The organism is Streptomonospora litoralis (assembly GCF_004323735.1).
Lineage (GTDB): Bacteria > Actinomycetota > Actinomycetes > Streptosporangiales > Streptosporangiaceae > Streptomonospora > Streptomonospora litoralis.
Map to the genome: position 1 here is coordinate 3050502 of NZ_CP036455.1, position 16983 is coordinate 3067484.

13 protein-coding genes are annotated in these 16983 nt (G+C 70.7%); 3 read left to right on the plus strand and 10 right to left on the minus strand.

Annotated features, from left to right (window positions below; all coding sequences use genetic code 11):
- The first annotated feature begins 50 nt into the window (after positions 1 to 50).
- Positions 51 to 656, plus strand: a complete 606-nt coding sequence (locus EKD16_RS13130) for a flavin reductase family protein (RefSeq protein WP_131098646.1) — start codon at positions 51 to 53, stop codon at positions 654 to 656.
- Positions 657 to 927: 271 nt separating this feature from the next.
- Here the strand turns inward: EKD16_RS13130 and EKD16_RS13135 are convergent, their stop codons facing one another.
- The 9 genes from EKD16_RS13135 to EKD16_RS13175 form a co-directional block, all read right to left on the minus strand.
- Positions 928 to 1857, minus strand: coding sequence for an ABC transporter ATP-binding protein (locus EKD16_RS13135; RefSeq protein ID WP_131102492.1), 930 nt, complete (start codon positions 1855 to 1857; stop codon positions 928 to 930).
- A 5-nt stretch (positions 1858 to 1862) separates the two neighbouring features.
- Positions 1863 to 2813, minus strand: a complete 951-nt coding sequence (locus tag EKD16_RS13140) for an ABC transporter ATP-binding protein (RefSeq protein ID WP_131098647.1) — start codon at positions 2811 to 2813, stop codon at positions 1863 to 1865.
- A gap of 5 nt (positions 2814 to 2818) precedes the next feature.
- Positions 2819 to 3733, minus strand: coding sequence for an ABC transporter permease (locus EKD16_RS13145; RefSeq protein ID WP_131098648.1), 915 nt, complete (start codon positions 3731 to 3733; stop codon positions 2819 to 2821).
- 34 nt (positions 3734 to 3767) lie between these two features.
- On the minus strand, positions 3768 to 4763 hold the full coding sequence (locus EKD16_RS13150) for an ABC transporter permease (RefSeq protein ID WP_131098649.1): 996 nt from the start codon (positions 4761 to 4763) through the stop codon (positions 3768 to 3770).
- Between the two features lie 184 nt (positions 4764 to 4947).
- Positions 4948 to 6663 carry an ABC transporter substrate-binding protein gene (locus EKD16_RS13155; RefSeq protein ID WP_131098650.1) on the minus strand — a complete coding sequence of 572 codons (1716 nt, stop codon included), beginning with the start codon at positions 6661 to 6663 and terminating at the stop codon, positions 4948 to 4950.
- A gap of 520 nt (positions 6664 to 7183) precedes the next feature.
- Positions 7184 to 9574, minus strand: a complete 2391-nt coding sequence (locus tag EKD16_RS13160; protein ID WP_242676957.1) for a beta-xylosidase/alpha-l-arabinosidase — start codon at positions 9572 to 9574, stop codon at positions 7184 to 7186.
- An 81-nt stretch (positions 9575 to 9655) separates the two neighbouring features.
- Positions 9656 to 10573 carry a carbohydrate ABC transporter permease gene (locus EKD16_RS13165; protein ID WP_394347267.1) on the minus strand — a complete coding sequence of 306 codons (918 nt, stop codon included), beginning with the start codon at positions 10571 to 10573 and terminating at the stop codon, positions 9656 to 9658.
- On the minus strand, positions 10570 to 11373 hold the full coding sequence (locus EKD16_RS13170) for a carbohydrate ABC transporter permease (RefSeq protein ID WP_207391565.1): 804 nt from the start codon (positions 11371 to 11373) through the stop codon (positions 10570 to 10572). Before EKD16_RS13170 ends, EKD16_RS13165 begins: the two co-directional genes overlap by 4 nt.
- Before the next feature lie 161 nt (positions 11374 to 11534).
- Positions 11535 to 12818, minus strand: a complete 1284-nt coding sequence (locus tag EKD16_RS13175; protein WP_131098653.1) for an ABC transporter substrate-binding protein — start codon at positions 12816 to 12818, stop codon at positions 11535 to 11537.
- A gap of 152 nt (positions 12819 to 12970) precedes the next feature.
- Between EKD16_RS13175 and EKD16_RS13180 the strand changes: the two genes are divergently transcribed.
- Positions 12971 to 14020, plus strand: coding sequence for a LacI family DNA-binding transcriptional regulator (locus EKD16_RS13180; RefSeq protein ID WP_131098654.1), 1050 nt, complete (start codon positions 12971 to 12973; stop codon positions 14018 to 14020).
- A 1228-nt stretch (positions 14021 to 15248) separates the two neighbouring features.
- Here EKD16_RS13180 and EKD16_RS13185 read toward each other — a convergent pair.
- On the minus strand, positions 15249 to 16262 hold the full coding sequence (locus EKD16_RS13185) for a LacI family DNA-binding transcriptional regulator (RefSeq protein WP_131098655.1): 1014 nt from the start codon (positions 16260 to 16262) through the stop codon (positions 15249 to 15251).
- A gap of 189 nt (positions 16263 to 16451) precedes the next feature.
- On the opposite strand from EKD16_RS13185, the gene EKD16_RS13190 reads away from it, so the two are divergent.
- On the plus strand, positions 16452 to 16979 hold the full coding sequence (locus EKD16_RS13190; protein WP_131098656.1) for an endo-1,4-beta-xylanase: 528 nt from the start codon (positions 16452 to 16454) through the stop codon (positions 16977 to 16979).
- Positions 16980 to 16983 lie beyond the last annotated feature (4 nt).

Consider the following 16983-nt stretch of genomic DNA (forward strand, 5'->3'; position numbering starts at 1 on the left):
GGGCAGTATGCCCGTGTGACCGTGCGGGCGCACGGATGGATAATGCGGGCATGCGCACCGACGTCACTCCCTCCGAGCTGTCCGACCGCGACTTCTACCGGGTGCTGACCGCTCTGGTGGTGCCGCGCCCGATCGCCTGGGTCTCGACCGTGTCGGCCGCGGGGGTCGACAACCTCGCTCCGCACTCCTTCTTCACCGTCTCCTGCGCCAGTCCGCCGATCGTGCAGTTCACGTCGGTGGGCCGCAAGGACCATCTGCGCAACGTGGAGCAGACGCGGGAGTTCGTGGTGAATTTCGCGCCGGAATGGCTGCGGCGCGAGATCAACGCCACCGCTACCGACTTCCCGCCCGAGGTCAGCGAGTTCGACGCGGTGGGGGTGCGCCGCGAGCCGAGTGCGGCGGTCAAGCCGCCGCGGGTGGCCGACTCCCCCGCCGCGCTGGAGTGCCGCCTGCACTCCACGCTGCTGCTCGGCGATTCCACGGTGGTCTTCGGCGAGGTGGTGCACGTCGCCATCGAGGATTCCGCGCTGGTGGCGGGCCATCCCGAGATCAGCCTGCTGCAGCCGATCGCGCGCCTGGGCAAGGACGAGTGGGGGGCGCTGGGCCAGGTGACGTCACTGCGCCGGATCCGCTACGCCGACTGGCCCGGGGAGTAGAGCGGGACGCGGCACCGGCGTCTCGGCGCTTCCCGTGCGGGCGCGCATCGGCGTCCGGCCCCGAGCGGATTCGTCGGCGTTACCCCCGTTGACAGGGTCGGCTGTCCTGCCTAGATTCAGTGGGAGCGCTCCCAGAACGCGGGCGGCCCCTCCCCGCCCGCTGCCGCGCACCGGCCCGGTACCCCTCCCCCGGCCCGGCGGGCGCGGCACGGAGAACGGCGGGGGCGGCCGGACCCACCGGCCTCCCCCGCCGTTGCACCGCTTCGGCTCCTCAGCCGGCGCCGGTCGCGAAGCACCCCACTGCGTGGCGGTCGCCCACGTCGACGAGCCCGTGCTCACCGGGCCGGCCGCCGTCACCGCAACCCGGGCAGGTCCGCTCCCCCTCTGCGCCGTCCCCGCCGAGTTCGGCTTCGGCCTGTTCCCACGACGTATGCAGCTGGGGTACCGAGGCCAGCAGCCGGCGAGTGTAGGGGTGCACGGGCGAGGCGAAGACCTCCGACGTCGCACCGCTCTCCACGATCCGCCCGCGGCGCAGGATGACCGCGGTGTCGCTGATGTAGTTGCCCAGCGACAGGTCGTGGGTGATGAACAGGATGCCCAGGCCGCGCGCCTTGAGGTCGCCGAGCAGGTTGAGCACGTCGATGCGGGTGGAGGCGTCGAGCATGCTGATGATCTCGTCGGCCACCAGCAGCCGGATGTCCAGCAGCAGCGCGCGGGCGATCAGCAGCCGCTGCAGCTGCCCGCCGCTGAGCTGGTGCGGGTACTTGCCCAGCACCTGGCCCGGGTCCAGACCGACGGTGGTCAGCGCCTCCTCGACCTTGGCGCGCCACGGCGCGGCGGCCGAAGCGGGAAAGTACTCCGCGCGCACCAGCTCGAAGACCCGGTCGGCCTTGAAGATCGGGTTGAAGCAGCTGAACGGGTCCTGGAACACCCCCTGCACGCGGCGGTAGTACTCCTTGCTGCGGGCATGGCCGCGCACCCCCGCGATGTCGCCGTCCTCGAAGGTGATGCGGCCGCGGCTGGCCGGGATGAGCCGCAGCACCATCTTGCCGATGGTGCTCTTGCCGCTGCCGCTCTCGCCGATGAGGGACACCACCTCGCCGGCGCCGACACCGAAGCCGACGTCGTGCACGGCCTGCAGCGACTGGCCGCCGAAGGCGCCGATCCGGTAGGTCTTGCCGACCCCTTGCAGCTGAAGCATCGCCATCACTCCGCTTTCCAGCACGCCGCCCAGTGGCCGGGGGCGACTTCGGTGAACGGGGGCTCCTCTTCGCACTTGTCGAAGGCCAGCGGGCAGCGGTCGCGGAACCGGCAGCCCGTGGGCGGGTTCAACAGGCCCGGCGGCTGCCCGGGGATGCCCTCCAGCCGCTGCTCGGCGTAGGTGACGCCGACCTCGGGCAGCGAGGAGATCAGCATCCGGGTGTAGGGGTGCCGGGGCGCCTCGATGATGGTGCGCGAGGAAGCCTTCTCCGCGGGCCGCCCGGCATACATCACCATGATGGTGTCGGCGATCTGGTGCACCAGCGCCAGATCGTGGGTCACGAACACCATGCTGGTGACGAACCCGCGGTCGCGGAACCCCGCCAGCGCCTCGGCCACGGCGCGCTGGGTCGACACGTCCAGCGCGGAGGTGACCTCGTCGGCGATCAGCAGCGAGGGGTCGAGCAGCGTCGACAGCACCATCACCACGCGCTGCTTCATGCCGCCCGAGAGCTCGATGGGGAAGCGCTGCAGCACCTCGGGCTCCAACCCGACCAGTTCGAGGCGGCGCAGCAGCTCTTCGCGCACCGCGCCGTAGTCGATGCCGCGGGAGCGGACCAGCTCCTTGATCATCCGCCCGATGCGCCGGGTGGGGTTGAGGGCGCTCATCGCGTACTGCGGGATCAGCGAGACCCGGTGGAACCGGAAGGGCACCATGGCGCGCTGGTCGGCCACCGGCAGCTCGGTGTCGTCCAGCCGCACCGAGCCGCGGACGTAGCGCATCCGGCCGTCCATCTTGATCAGGCTCTTGGCCAGCGTGGACTTGCCGCTGCCGGACTCCCCGGCCAGTCCCATGATCTCGCCGTCGGCCAGTGAGAAGCTCACGCCGTCCAGCGCGCGGACGTCGCCGTTCAGCGTCCGGTAGTAGACCGCGAGGTCGTTCACGTCCAGGCTCACGCGGCTCAGAGCTCCCTCAGCCGGGGGTTGAACACCTCGTCCAACCCGACGTTCATGATGTAGAGCGACCCCACGATCGCGGTGATGCCGAGGCCGGGCGGGACGAACCACCACCACAGGCCCCCGCTGAGCGCGCTCCAGCTCACGGCGCTGTGCATCATCAGCCCCAGCGAGACGCCCTCGGTCGGTCCCAGGCCGATGAAGTCCAGGCCGGCCGCGATGAGGATGGCGCCGCCGAAGAGCAGGATGAAGGTCATGAACAGATAGGAGCTCATGTTCGGCGCGATCTCGCGGAAGATGATCTTGTAGGAGCGGCGCCCGCTCATCCGGGCGAGGTCGACGAAGTCGCGGGTGGCCAGGGACAGCGTCTGGGCGCGCACGGCGCGGGCCACCCACGGCCAGGAGGTCAGCCCGATGAAGAAGCCCTGCAGCCAGATACCGCGGGCCTCCAGGTAGGCGGCGGCGATGATGAGCACCACCAGGGCCGGCAGCACCAGCACGATGTTGGTGATCATGTTGAGGACCTCGTCGACGAGTCCGCCGCGGTAGCCGGCGGTGAACCCGACGACCATGCCGACCAGGGCCGCCATGCCGCCGCCGACGAGGCCGACCAGGAAGGTGGCGCGGACTCCGTGGACGAACTGGGCCCAGACGTCCTGGCCGAAGCTGGTGGTGCCCAGCCAGTACTCGCCGCTGGGCGGGGCGGACTGGGGGCCGACGTAGGCGTTGGGCTCGTCGCCGACGGCCATGGGCCCCACCAGACCCAGCAGCAGCAGGCCCAGCACGACGGCGGCCCCGGCCAGCAGCTTGGGGTTGCGCACCGCGAAGTGCAGGGTCTCGCCCCAGCGGCGGCTGCCGGCTCCCCCGGACAGTCCGGTCTCGGCCTGTGCGGACCGTGCTTCGATCGCGCTGTCGCTCATCGCGCACCGCTCCCTTCCGGCTCGCTCGTCGGCCTCATGCGGCACTCCCCTGCATCTGGGTGCGTGTCCGCGGGTCGACCAGCACGTAGATGACGTCGACGATGAAGTTGGCGATCAGCACGCCGATGACGATGAACAGGAAGGCGCCCTGCAGCAGGAAGAAGTCGCGGTTGTTCAGCGCCTGCAGGATGAGGTTGCCCAGCCCCGGGTAGCCGAAGACGATCTCGGTCAGCAGCGCGCCGGCCACGATGGTGCCCAGCTGCACCGCCAGGCCGGTCATCTGCGGCAGGACGGCGTTGCGGAAGGCGTAGCGCCGCACGAGCTTGCGGGGTGCCCCCAGCGCCTCCAGATAGGTGGAGTACTCCGCCTCCAGTTCGTAGATGATCAGGTTGCGCATGCCGATCGCCCAGCCCCCGAACGCGACCAGGAACAGCGAGGCGAACGGCAGGAACCAGTGCAGGAACAGGTCCCAGATGAAGGTCCAGTTCCAGCCGGGGATCGTGCCGAACCCGTAGGCGCCGGCGGTGGGGAACCAGCCGGCCACCACGCCCAGGCCCCAGGCCAGCAGGATGCCCAGCCACATGTAGGGGGTGGCGGTGAGGATGTAGCCCAGCGGCAGTACGGTGTTGTCCAGCCACTTGCTGCGTGCGGCGAAGGCGCCGAAGCGGTTCCCGGCGATCCAGCTCAGCAGGATGGACGGCAGCAGCAGGGCGAGGGTGTAGGGCACCGCGGCCAGCAGGATCTCGGAGACGGGGCGGGGGAACAGCCACACGCTGATGCCCAGATCGCCCTGGAACAGCGAGGTCCAGAAATTGATGTACTGCTGCCAGGCGGGCTCGTCGAGGCCGAAGACCGACTCGTAGTAGTCGCGCATCTGCTGCATGGTCTCGGGGTCGCCCGCTGATCCGCGGCCGAGCATGGTGCGGACCGGGTCGCCGGGCATGAGCCTGGGGATGAGCCAGTTGATGCTCACCGCGGCGACGAACGTCAGCGCGTAGATGAGGATCTTCCTGGCGAGGTAGCGGCGCACTGCGGCCTCCTGCTGCTGCTACTCGTCGGGGCGGCCGGCGGCGCCGGCCGCGAAGAAGGCGGGGTGGGTGCTTCGGCATGGAGGGGCCCCGCCCCCTCCCCGGTGGCACGGGAGGGAGGGGGCGGGTCCCTGGCCCGGCCGCGGTGCGGCCGGGGGGATCGGGCTCACGGTGAGCCGCGGGGCGTCAGCCGCCGGCGGGCTCCAGTTCGGTGAGCATCAGCACCGAGCCGAGCTGGGCGTAGTTGCGCCAGGTGGTCGGCAGGTGGTGCGGGGTGTCGTCCGCCGAGGTGGGGAAGTTGGTCCAGGTCTGGGTGTTGTACTGGGACCAGAGGCCGTTGTACCAGAGCGGGATGATGGGCATCTCCTCCAGCTGGATCCGCTGGATCTCGGAGATGGTGTCCTGCATCGCCTGCTTGTCCTCGACCGGAGTCTGGGCGAGCTCCTTGGTCAGCTCCCAGGCCTCCTCGTTCTCGTAGCGGGCGAAGTTGACCGTGGTCTGCTGCTCCTGGACGGGCAGCTGGAACATGTAGTCGTAGTAGGTCCAGGGCGTGTTGCTGATCTGGCGCTCGTTGTTGATCACCAGGTCGAACTCGCCGGCGTTGCGCTGGTCCTCCATCGCGGCCTGGTCGGGGAACTCCTCGACGAGGTTGATACCCACGGCCTGGGCGTTCTCGGAGATGATGCGCGCGGCCTCCATCCAGTCCGTCCAGCCGGAGGGGACCATGAGGGTGAGCTCGACGGGGTCGCCGTCGGGCGTCTCCACCATGCCGTCGCCGTCGGTGTCCTCGTAGCCGGCGTCGGCCAGCAGCGACTCCGCCTCGCCGGGGTCGTAGGAGAAGCCGTGCTCGTCGACGAGCTCCTGGTCGATGTAGTCCTCCCACACCGGCAGCAGGCCGCTGGGGTCGGCCGCCTGCACCAGGTTGGAGTAGGGGCCGTCGATGATCTTCTGGATGTCGATCGAGGCGGCCAGGGCCTTGCGGAACGCCGGGTCGTCCAGCGGCTCGCGGGTGGTGTTGGGCACCAGCCAGGCCGTGTTGGCCGAGAGCATGTAGGGCGGCTCGTCGTAGTAGCTGCTGATGTTGGGGTTGTTCTGGATCTTCTGGTCGACCCCGGGCAGGAAGTTGTTGCTCACGTCGACGTCGCCCTGGTCCAGCAGGCGGTTGGTGACGTCATTGCTGGAGTTGACGATGTCGACCACGTAGTTCGGCTGGACTTCTAGGTCCAGCGCGTCGGTCGCCCACCAGTCCTCGTTCTTGGCGTAGATCTGGCGGTCTTCGCTGTGGTCCTCGTACAGGTAGGGGCCGGTGCCGACCGGGTCCTCGTTGGCGCCGGTGGTGACCTGCTCTTCGGAGCGGTCCCGCCACAGGTGCTCGGGCACGATCGGGTTGGAGTAGGTGTAGTAGGCGAACTCCTGGTGGCGCAGCTCGTCGTTGAACTCGAAGCGGGCGGTGTGCTCGTCGACCGCTTCGACGTTCTCCAGGTAGTCCCACACGTTGTGGTAGGGGACGGTCTCGAACTGGGCGAGCTCGTAGGTGAAGACGACGTCCTCGGCCGTGAACGCCTCGCCGTCGCTCCAGGTGACGCCCTCGCGCAGGCTCACCTCGTAGGTGCTGTCGTCGATCCACTCCTCGGACTCGGCCAGCCAGGGGATGTACTCCTGCTGCTGCGGGTCGTAGAGGAAGAGCGGTTCGTAGATGTAGCCGACCACGCCGGTGGTGTAGGAGCCGCTCATGATCGGGTTCCACGTGGAGGGCGGGCCCCACTGCGTGCCCGTCGTGTACAGCGTCTCCTCGCGCGGGTAGCCGTTGCCTCCGCCGGAGCCGTCGCCGCCGCCGGTGCAGCCCGCAGCGGCCAGGCCGACCACAAGGGCCGCACTCAGCCATCTCAGCCGGTTCCCCATGTCCAACTCCCAATGTCCGTCACGTATGAGGTGCCGCCGTCGCGGACGCGCCGGCTGCGCTGCGGGCGGCCGGTGGCGACCGCACGGCCGATGTGACCCGCGCCACCTGCGAAGTGCGAACAGAACATCACTGAACCGGTTCAGCGAGCAAGACCCGTTATCGAAACTAAACCGGTTCAGGACTCGCCGGATACGCGCGGCTCCGAGGCACCCTTTCCAGGCCGCCGACGGCAGGGCCACCGGCGCACCTGCGTCCGCACGCACCGCGGCACCGGCGATCACGGCGAGCGGGGGAAGGCGGAGAACCGAATCATTGGGAAATAGATCCCAAATATAGACGATTCAAGATGAAAAGTCCCTTTCCATGCTTGATCGTCCGAAATACCGGGAGCGAACCGGAGGCGCGTCGAGGAGCGGCGCGCACTCTCCCCGCGCAAGCAGAAGGGCCGGACCCGGTCGGCGCGGCCCGTTCCCCGCCGCCGACCGGATCCGGCCCGGTCCTTACTGCGCCTGCCGAGGCTCAATCGCCGACGACGGCCTCGCTCACCAGGTGGCGGTTGTGGTCGACGAAGCGCGCCGGGCCCTCCAGGCGCACCCGCGCGCTGTGCCGGACGTCCTCGCAGGAGGCCGCCAGCGACAGGTCGAGCTCGCCCGCCTCGACCACGCGCCGTCCGTCGGCCCCGGTGTAGGCGGCCAGGTCGGCCGAGACCGCGAACTCCACCCGGCGCTCCTGGCCGGGTTCCAGCTCCACGCGTGCGTATCCGACCAGGGTGCGCACCGGCCGGCTCACCTGGGCGATGGGATCGCCCAGGTAGAGCTGGACGACCTCGGCGCCGGCGCGCGCTCCCGTGTTGCGCACCGTGCAGCCCAGGGTGAAGGCGCCGTCGGTGGCTGCGGCCGCGGGGTCGCTTGCGCCCTCGCCCCGCGCCTGGACGCGGAAGTCCGACCACGAGAAGGAGGTGTAGGAGAGGCCGTGCCCGAACGGGTAGAGCGCCGTGGGATCGACCGAGCTGACCTCGCTGCGGCGCCCCAGCGCCGGGGCGAGATAGGGCGCGGGCTGGCCGCCGCTGCTCCGCGGCAGTCCCACGGGCAGCCGGCCGCTGGGATTGACCCGCCCGGAGAGTACGCCGGCGACCGCCGGGCCGCCCTCCTCGCCGGGGAAGAACGCCTGCACCGCCGCAGCCGCGCCCTCGGCGAGCCCTTCCAGCGCATAGGGCCGACCGCTCATCACCACCAGCACCACCGCGGTGCCGGAGGCCAGTACCGCCTCGACCAGTTCCTGCTGCACGCCGGGCAGCCGCAGGTCGGTGACGTCGCAGCCCTCGCCCGAGGTGCCCCGGCCGAAGAGTCCCGCGCGGTCGCCGACGACCGCCACGCAGACCTCGGCCTCCTCGGCTGCGGCGACGGCCTCGGCGATGCCGGAGGTGTCGGTGTCGTCGACACCGCACCCGCGCCGGTAGTCGATCCCGGTACCCGGCAGCTCGGTGCGCAGCGCATCGAGCAGCGTGGGTATCTCAAGGCCGATGGGGGTCTCGGGGTGGGATCCGCCGACGTGGGCCGGGAAGGAGTAGCAGCCCAGCATCGCCTCGGTGGAGTCGGCCAGCGGCCCCACGACGGCCGTGCGCCGCCCGGCCGCCAGCGGCAGCTGCCGGCGGTCGTCGGTGAGCAGCACCACCGACTCCTCGGCCAGGCGGCGCGCCAGCGCGCGGTGCTCGGGCGGGTCCAGGTCGATGTCGACGTCGGCGGCGCCCGACTCGGCGCCGGAGCCGCCCAAGTCTGCCGCGGGCTCGGCCGGGAAGGGGGTCCAGTCGGCGTCGAGCAGCCCCAGTTCGCACTTCTGGGTGAGCACCCGCAGCGCGGCGCGGTCGACGTGGTCCTCGGAAACGCTGCCGTCGCGCACCGCCGCCAGCAGCGGCGCGCCGTAGCAGCGCAGCGTGGGCAGTTCGATGTCGACTCCGGCTTCCAGCGCGGACGCGGCGGCGCCGCCGGCCGAACCCGCGGTGCCGTGCAGCGTCTCCAGGAAGGTGACCGCGAAGTAGTCGGAGACGACCGTGCCGGTGTAGCCCCACTCCTCGCGCAGCAGCGCGGTGAGCAGGCCCGGGTCGCCGGTGGCGGGCACACCGTCGTTGGCGGTGTAGGAGGGCATCACCGACCTGGCCCCGCCCAGCGCGATCGCCATCTCGAACGGCGGCAGCAGCACGTCGGCGAACTCGCGGCGACCGGCCGAGACGGGGGCGAGGTTGCGGCCGGCCCGGGAGGCGGAGTACCCGACGAAGTGCTTCAGGGTGGCGACCACGCCCGAGGACTGCAGACCGCGCACATAGGCGGTGGCGACCGTGCCGACGAGGTAGGGGTCCTCGCCGATGGTCTCCTCGGTGCGGCCCCAGCGCGGGTCCCGGCTGACGTCCAGGACCGGGGAGAGCCCCTGGTGCACGCCCACGCGCCGCATGGAGGTGCCGATCTGGGCGGCCATGCGCTCGACCAGTTCGGGATCGAAGGACGCGCCCCAGGCCAGCGGCGTCGGATAGACGGTGGCCTGCCAGGCGGCGAAGCCGGAGAGGCATTCCTCGTGGGCGATGGCGGGAATGCTGAACCGGTTGGCGGCGGCGATCTCCTTCTGGGAGTTGGCCAGCGCCTGCACGCCCATCGCCGGGTCGACCGGGGCCGTGCCGAACGGGCGGGTGAGGTGGCCCAGGCCGTGGGCGATCACCTGCTCCCAGTCGGGGGTCTCCTCGGCGAGGTCGTGCTGGTGGGGGGCGACGCCCTCACCGGACCCGTCGGCACCCACCCAGACACCGTAGAGCTGGGCGACCTTCTCCTCTAAGGTCATGAGCCTAAGGACCTCGCCCGCCCGTTCGGCGGCAGGGCGCGTGGCGTCCTGCCAGGGGGCGAGGTTGGAGTGGGGCGTCATATACCCTTCCTTCTTCATTGCAGAGCCCCGCGCAGGCGGGGCTGTGGCTGTGCGTTGCGGTAGGGGCGCGAGCGCCGACGGCTACTTGCCGCCGACGCCCATAAGGCCGCTGACCAGGGATCGGCGGGCGATCAGGTAGACGATGAACAGCGGGACCGTCGCCAGCACGACCGCGGCCAGCAGGCCGGGGATGTCGGTGCGGTAGGTCCCCTGGAACTCGTACAGGCCCAGCGTGATCACCCGGTTCTCGGCGGACTGGGTGAGGATCAGCGGGAACAGGAACCCGTTCCACGCCTGCAGCGCGGCGTAGACCGCCACGGTGCTGATGCCCGACCGCGACAGCGGCACGACGAGCTGGATGAACGTGCGCCCCGGCCCGGCGCCGTCCAGCGACATCGCCTCGTACAGCTCGTCGGAGATGTCTCGCATGGACCCCGTCAGGATGAGGATGCACACCGGCAGCGCGAACGCGGCGGTGGGCAGCACGATCGCGATCAGCGAGTCGTACAGCCCCATCTGGATGATGATCAGATAGACGGGGACGATCACCGCCTGGTTGGGAATGGCCAGCCCCAGCAGGAAGACCCGGAACGTGGAGTCGCTCAGCCAGCTGCGGTTGCGCACGATGGCGTAGCCGGCGGTCACCGCGAGCCCGACGACCAGGGCCACCACACCCACGGTCACCAGCGCCGTGTTCCAGATGAACCCGAGCAGCCCGTTCTGGACCGCGTTGACGTAGTTGTCCAGCGTCGGGTCGTCGGGGATGGCCAGCGGGCCCGCCGAGCGGTACTCCTCGGTCTGCTGGAAGGTGGCCACCAGCAGCGCGTAGATCGGGACTCCGACGACCAGGAACCAGACGAAGGCGCCCAGTCCGGCGACCAGGTTGGGGCGGTGCCGCCAGCTGCGCAGTCCGATGCGCTTGGCGGGCCGCCGCCGCCCAGTGCCGGGTCCGGGGGTCCGTGCGTGTTGGCCGGCGCGCGCCGGCGACGTCGCGGTCACATTCCCTCCCGGGTGCTGCGCATCTTGCCGAATCCGGTGAAGCGCACCATCAGCAGCGAGGCGAGGGTCGCGAAGGCCACCAGCACGCAGGCCACGGCGCTCGCGTAGCCGAACTGGTAGTTCTGGAATCCGGCTTCGTACATCAGGTACGGCACGATGGTGGTGGCGTGTCCGGGGCCGCCGCCGGTGATGATCAGCACCGTGTCGAAGTAGGTCAGCGATCCCACGACCATCAGCACCGACGAGGTGGTGATGGTGTTGCGCAACTGCGGCAGCGTGATGTGCCAGAACGCGCGGTAGCGCCCGGCGCCGTCGATCTCGGCCGCCTGGTACAGCGACTCGGGGATCTGCCTGGCCCCGCCCTGGTACAGCAGGGTGTGCAGCGGGATGAACTGCCAGGCGCTGACGAACAGGATCACGCCGAATGCGCCGGTCTCACTGCTCAGGAAGTCGAGGCCGGGCATTCCGATCAGCGGGCCGATGGTGGTGAGCGGACCGAAGTTGGGGTCCAGCAGCGCCCGCCAGATGATGGCGATGGCGGCCGAGGACAGCAGCAGCGGCACGAAGAAGATCGCCGAGAGCACGGCCCGGTTGCGCTGCCTCCCGGAGGCCCACACCCCCAGCAGCAGCGCGATGGGCGTCTGCAGCGCCCAACTGCCGCCGGTCAGGATCAGCGTCAGCAGGATGGCCCGGTGCGCGACAGGATCGCCGACCAGCCGGATCCAGTTGCTGAGTCCGGTGAACTGGGGAACGCCCAGTCCGCCCCAGGTGGTCAGCGACAGGTAGACCACCAGCACCATGGGCAGCACGGCGAATACGCTGAAGAACAAGATCGCGGGGAGCCCCCACCAGGCGCTCGGGCGCCCGACGCGCGGCCCGGGGCGCGCACCGCCGCTCGCGGCGGTGCGCGCCCGGGACCGGGTCTGCGCCTTGCGGCCGTCCCGGTTGGGTGAAACAACACTCACTGCAGGGCCGCCACGTTGTCGACGAACTCCTCGGGAGTGACCTGCTGGTTGAACAGCTTCTCGATCTCGGTGACCATCGGCTCGGCGACCGACCGCGGCAGCGCCTGGTCCCAGGAGAGCTGGAAGGTGGGCGCGTCGCGGACCATCGCGTACTGGAACCGCGCGAAGTCGGGGTTGGGCGCCTCGTCCAGCATCTCCTCGGCACCGGTCGTGGTCGGGACCTCGCCGTTCTCGACCATGTCCTTGACGTATTCGTCGCTGTAGGTCTGCTTCAGGAACTCCACCGCCGCGTCGGTGTCGCCGTCGTCGGTGATGGAGAAGTAGTTGGTCGGGTTGCCGACCACGGCTTGCGCGTTGCCCTCTCCGTCGGGCATCGCAGGGAAGGCGACATAGCCCAGGTCGTTCTTGGCGAACTCGGGTGCGTCCGCCAGCTGCGTGGAGAACTCCCAGGAGCCCATCAGGTGCATGGCCGCCTGGCCGTCTGCCAGCAGGGCCGAAGCCGAGCCGTCGGCCGCGGAGACCGAGGCGTAGCTGTCGCCGAAGGCACCGTTCTTCACCATGTCCTGGATGATCTGGGCCGCTTCCAGGATGGCCGGGTCCTTCCAGCCGGCGGAGTCGCCGTTCGCGATCTGCTGGAACACGTCGTGCCCGCCGATGCGAGCGACCAGGTACTCCATCCACATCAGGTCGGCCCAGGGGGTCGCGCCGCCCAGCGCGAAGGGGGTGACGCCCTCCTCCTTGAAGGTGTCGATCAGGTTCTGGATGTCCTCCCAGGTCTCGGGCGGCTCGACGCCCGCCTCTTCGAACACCTTCTCGTTGTAGAAGATCATCTTCGGCTGCGTGCCGCGCAGCGGGATGCCGTACTGGGTGTCGTTGATCTTGCCGGCTTCGAGGATGGAGGGGATGAAGGCGTCCTGCATCTCCGGGTTCTCCTGCAGCGTCGCGCCCAGTGGCAAGAGCATCTCCTGCTCGACGTAGGGCTCGATGCTGCCGCCGCCCCAGTTGAAGAACATGTCCGGGGCCTGCCCCGACCCCATGACCGTGCGGAGCTTGTCCTCATAGCCGTCCGGCGCAACCTGGTTCATCGCGGCCGTGGCCTCGTTGTTCTGGTTGAACCGCTCGACGGCGTTCTCCTGCACGACGGCGAGGGAGTCCTGGTACATCATGATGTTCATCTCGCCGTCGCCCGAGTCCTGCGACCCGGCGTCGCCTCCGCAGGCGGTGGCTGTGAACAGGAGCAGCGCGAGTGCGCCAGCGGCGCCGGCCCTGTGGGGAATCATGGCTACGTCCTTATCGAAACTATCGGACACGTTATCGCAATGCGTGCTGCCAGAATCTACGGTGCTGCCACAAACAGCGTCAACACTCCACGAGAAGTTCGTCACCCTCCCCCCGCGTAGTCACCCGGGGATGACCAGTAAAATGCGGGCTTGTGACAGCAGAACCCGCACCGCTCTCCCAAGGCCCCGCCGGATCGGAACCCGTGACGATCTCGAAAATTGCGGAGGCCGCGGGGGTGTCCGTGCCGACGGTGTCCAAGGTCCTCAACGGCCGCGCCGACGTCGCGCCCGAAACCCGGGCGCGCGTCGAGGAGCTCATCCACCGGCACGGCTACCGCCGTCGCCGCGGACCCGGCGCCGGGCGCTCCCCGACCATCGACCTGGTCTTCCACGAACTGGACAGCGCCTGGGCGATCGAGGTCATCCGCGGCGTGGAGCGCATCGCCCGCGCCGAGGGCCTCAGCGTCGTGCTCTCGGAGTCCGGCGGCGAGCGTGCACCGCGGGACGCCTGGGTCGAGGCCGTACTCGGCCGACAGTCCACCGCGGCGATCCTGGTCTTCTCCGATCTGGCCCCCGACCAGCGGGCGCGGCTGACCGCGCGCAGCATCCCCTTCGTCGTGGTCGACCCCACCGGCGACACCGACGAGGACCTGCCCTCGATCGGCTCGGCCAATTGGAACGGCGGCCTCGTCGCCACCCGCCACCTGATCGAACTGGGCCACCGGCGCATCGCCGTGATCGGCGGTCCCGTCGACGTGCTGTGCAGCCGTGCCCGGATCGACGGCTACCGCTCGGCGCTGGATGCGGCCGGGCTGCCGATCGACCCGGACCTGATCCGCACCGGCGACTTCCACATCGAGGGCGGCCACGGGCACGGCCGCGACCTGCTCACCTCGCCCGACCCGCCCACCGCCGTCTTCGCGGGCAGCGACCTGCAGGCGATGGGCCTCTACGAGGCGGCACGCGAGCTGGGAGTGCGCATTCCCGAGGACCTCAGCGTCGTGGGCTACGACGATCTGCCCGTTGCGCGCTGGGTCGGGCCGCCGCTGACGACGGTGCGCCAGCCGCTGACCGAGATGGCCGAGGAGGCGACGCGGCTCGCGCTCATGCTCAGCCGCGGCCAGCAGCCGCCCAACCTGCGTCTGGATCTGGCGACCAACCTCGTCGTGCGGCACAGCACGGCCGCGCCGAGGAGCCGCTGAGCCTTCGCTGCGGTCGGCGCGAAAGGCAGCGCCGACCGCAGCGAGGGCTTGGCGGTATCGGGGGTGGTCCGGACATGGACGAGGGGCGGGACCGCAGCCGTCCCGCCCCTCGTCGCGGCAGCGCCCTTAAGGGGCGGAAAGGCGCCGCATCCGGAAAAGCCCGCAGGCGCGCACCGGGAGCGAAGTTTTCGACGCTCCCCCGCGGCGGTGCCGGCCTGGGACCGGCCGCACGAGGCCGCAGTGATGTGAATGCGGCCGGTCCCAGGGATCATCGGGGTGGCCCCCGTCGGCGCGGTCGCCCTCGGGCGGCCGGGGCCGCGTCGGGGCGGTGCGCGCCGAGGCGCGGGGGCACAGGCGTGTCCGGGCGCAGGGGACCCGCCCGGAACCGCCTGCCGGAGACGGGGTGGAGCCCAGGCCGGCGCGTCCGGGCTCGTACCGTTCTCCGTTGCCCCCGCACGTGCGGCGTGCCACCGGGCGGTAGGCAGGGGTATGCAGGACAGTCGGGGGTTGCGAGGCCCGATGCGTACCGGGACGCCCCGCGGCGCGCGCGGTGGGCCGAGCGCCCGCGCCCGCGGCGCCGCCGCGGCGCGTGCCTGCACCTCGGCGGTGCCGCGCACGACTCGTTTCGCACATCGCGGTTCCTCGCAGTCGTCGTTCGGTGGCCGAGAGTCCCGTTCGCAGGACGCACGCGGTCGGTTCGCGCAGCGGTGGTTCGGCCGGGTGCGGCCGCGGGGTGCCGCCGCGCGTTGCGGCGCGCGAGTCGGCGGGACCCGCTCAGGCGGGACGGCCCAGCGGTGGACGGCAGGGGACCGCGTCACCCTGCCCTGCGGCCGGGGTGGTACGGGGCGGTTGCGCAGCACGAGCGGCGGCCGGGTGGATCTGTACCGCGAAGGCGGGCGAAGCGGCCACGAGGCTGCGTCGACGAGGGGGTCGAGCCATGGCGGGTGCTCCCTTCCTGTCGTACACGTCCGAAAATCGGCCACCTACGCTCCGCTTGGGAGCGCTCCCATGCAGTGACGAATGTAACACGGTCGCAACGGGAGACCAAGAGGTCACATACCGAAATAATCCCGAAACCGGAAAACCGCACTTCAGATCGCTGGCGGGAGGTGTCGGAGCACCTGCGGACACGACGCGGATGCCCGGCTCCCCCGAGGCACCCCCGCCCGAACCGCATGCGACACCGCCGCCCCCGGCGAACCCGAGGGCCCTGTTTCGAAAGGAGAGCTCAGGGCGCCGGCGCGGTGCTGCCGCGCGGCACCAGTTCGCCCGGCGAGGTTCCGACTCGGCGTGCGGGGCCGCCGGCGACCGCGTCGAGCAGCAGCGCCGCCGCCAGTCGGCCGTGTTCGGGCAGATCGCGGCTGACCGTCGTCAGCGCGGGCCGCACGACCTGGCACAACGGGGAGTCGTCCCAGGCCACGATGGACAACCGCCCGGGAACCGGCACCCGCAACTCCTGTGCCACGCCCAGCCCCGCTACCGCCATCAGGTCGTTGTCGAAGATCAGCGCGGTCGGCGGTTCGGTGCCGATGAGCAGGTCGCGGGCGGCCTGTGCGCCGCTGTCACCGGTGTAGTCGGTGTGCACGATACGCGGCGGCTCCAGGCCGTGCTCGCGCGCGGCCGCGCCGAGCGCCGCGGTGCGCACCCGGGTGTGCACCAGGTAGTCGGGGCCGGCGACGTGTCCGATACGGCGGTGCCCGAGTCGGGCCAGGTGCCCGAGGGCCGTGCGCATGCAGCCGCCGTCGTCGGACCACACGCACGGCAGTCCGCCGGTGTGCTCCGGACCGCCGACGACCACCGCCGGCAGGCCCATCTCGGTCAGCGCGGCGAGCCGCGGGTCGTCGTGGCGCAGGTCCACCAGCAGCACGCCGTCGACCCGGCGCTCGGCGAACCACCGCTTGTAGGTGGTCAGCTCCGGGGAGGTCTCGTCGACCGACTGCAGCATCAGCGCCGTGTCACCGTCGGCCAGCTCCTCCTGGATCCCGGCGATGAAGCGCATGAAGAACGTCTCGACGCCCAGCACCAGGGCCGGCCGGTCGATGATCAGGCCGATGGCGCCCGCGCGCCCGTCGGAGAGGGCGCGCGCGGCGCTGCTGGGTGCCCAGCCCAGCTGGCCGGCGATCTGCAGGATGCGGCTGCGAGTGGTGTCGGAGACGCCCGGGCGGCCGTTAAGCGCACACGAGACCGCGCCTTTGGAAACCCCCGCCGTCCTCGCGATATCGACGATAGTCGGGCGCCTCATCGTCTTCCCCCCGCCTGTGAGCGCGCCACCGCACAGAACGCAAACCTACCACCTGCGATCGCCCGGACTCCGGGCGCTCCCGGTTGAGAGCAGGTCAGCGGGGGTATACCGAGTGGCGGCGGGGAAACCGCACGCGGTTCGGGGCGCCGGACACCCCTCCGCCCCGGACCGGACCGAAAGAGGCGCCCAATGGTCGATCCCCGTCCCCGCCGATCACGCCTGCGCGCCGCGGCGATCGCCGGCAGCGCGGTGCTGGTGTTCGCGTTGGCCGTGGTCGCCGTGCGGGCGGCGGCCGGGCACACCCAGGCCGGAGGCGTCCCGCTGCGCGACCTCGCCGCCGAGCGCGGCATCCGGATCGGCGCTGCCGTCGATCCCGTTCTGCTGGAGGACCACCGCGCCTATCGCGCGCTCGTCGCCGAACAGTACGGCTCGATGACGGCGGAGAACGTGATGAAGTGGGACACGCTGCAGCCCGAGTTCGGGAGCTTCGATTTCTCCGCCGCCGAGACCCTGCTGGAGTTCGCCGACCGGAACGGCCAGCGCATGCGGGGGCACACGCTGCTCTGGCACAACCAGAACCCGCGGTGGCTGGCGGAGGGCGAGTTCAGTGCCGCGGAGCTGCGCGAGGTCATGCACGACCACATCGACACCGTGGTCGGCGACCGCTTCAAGGGGCCGCGAACATCCGCCGGTTCACCGACCTGGGGCTGGAGGTGACCGT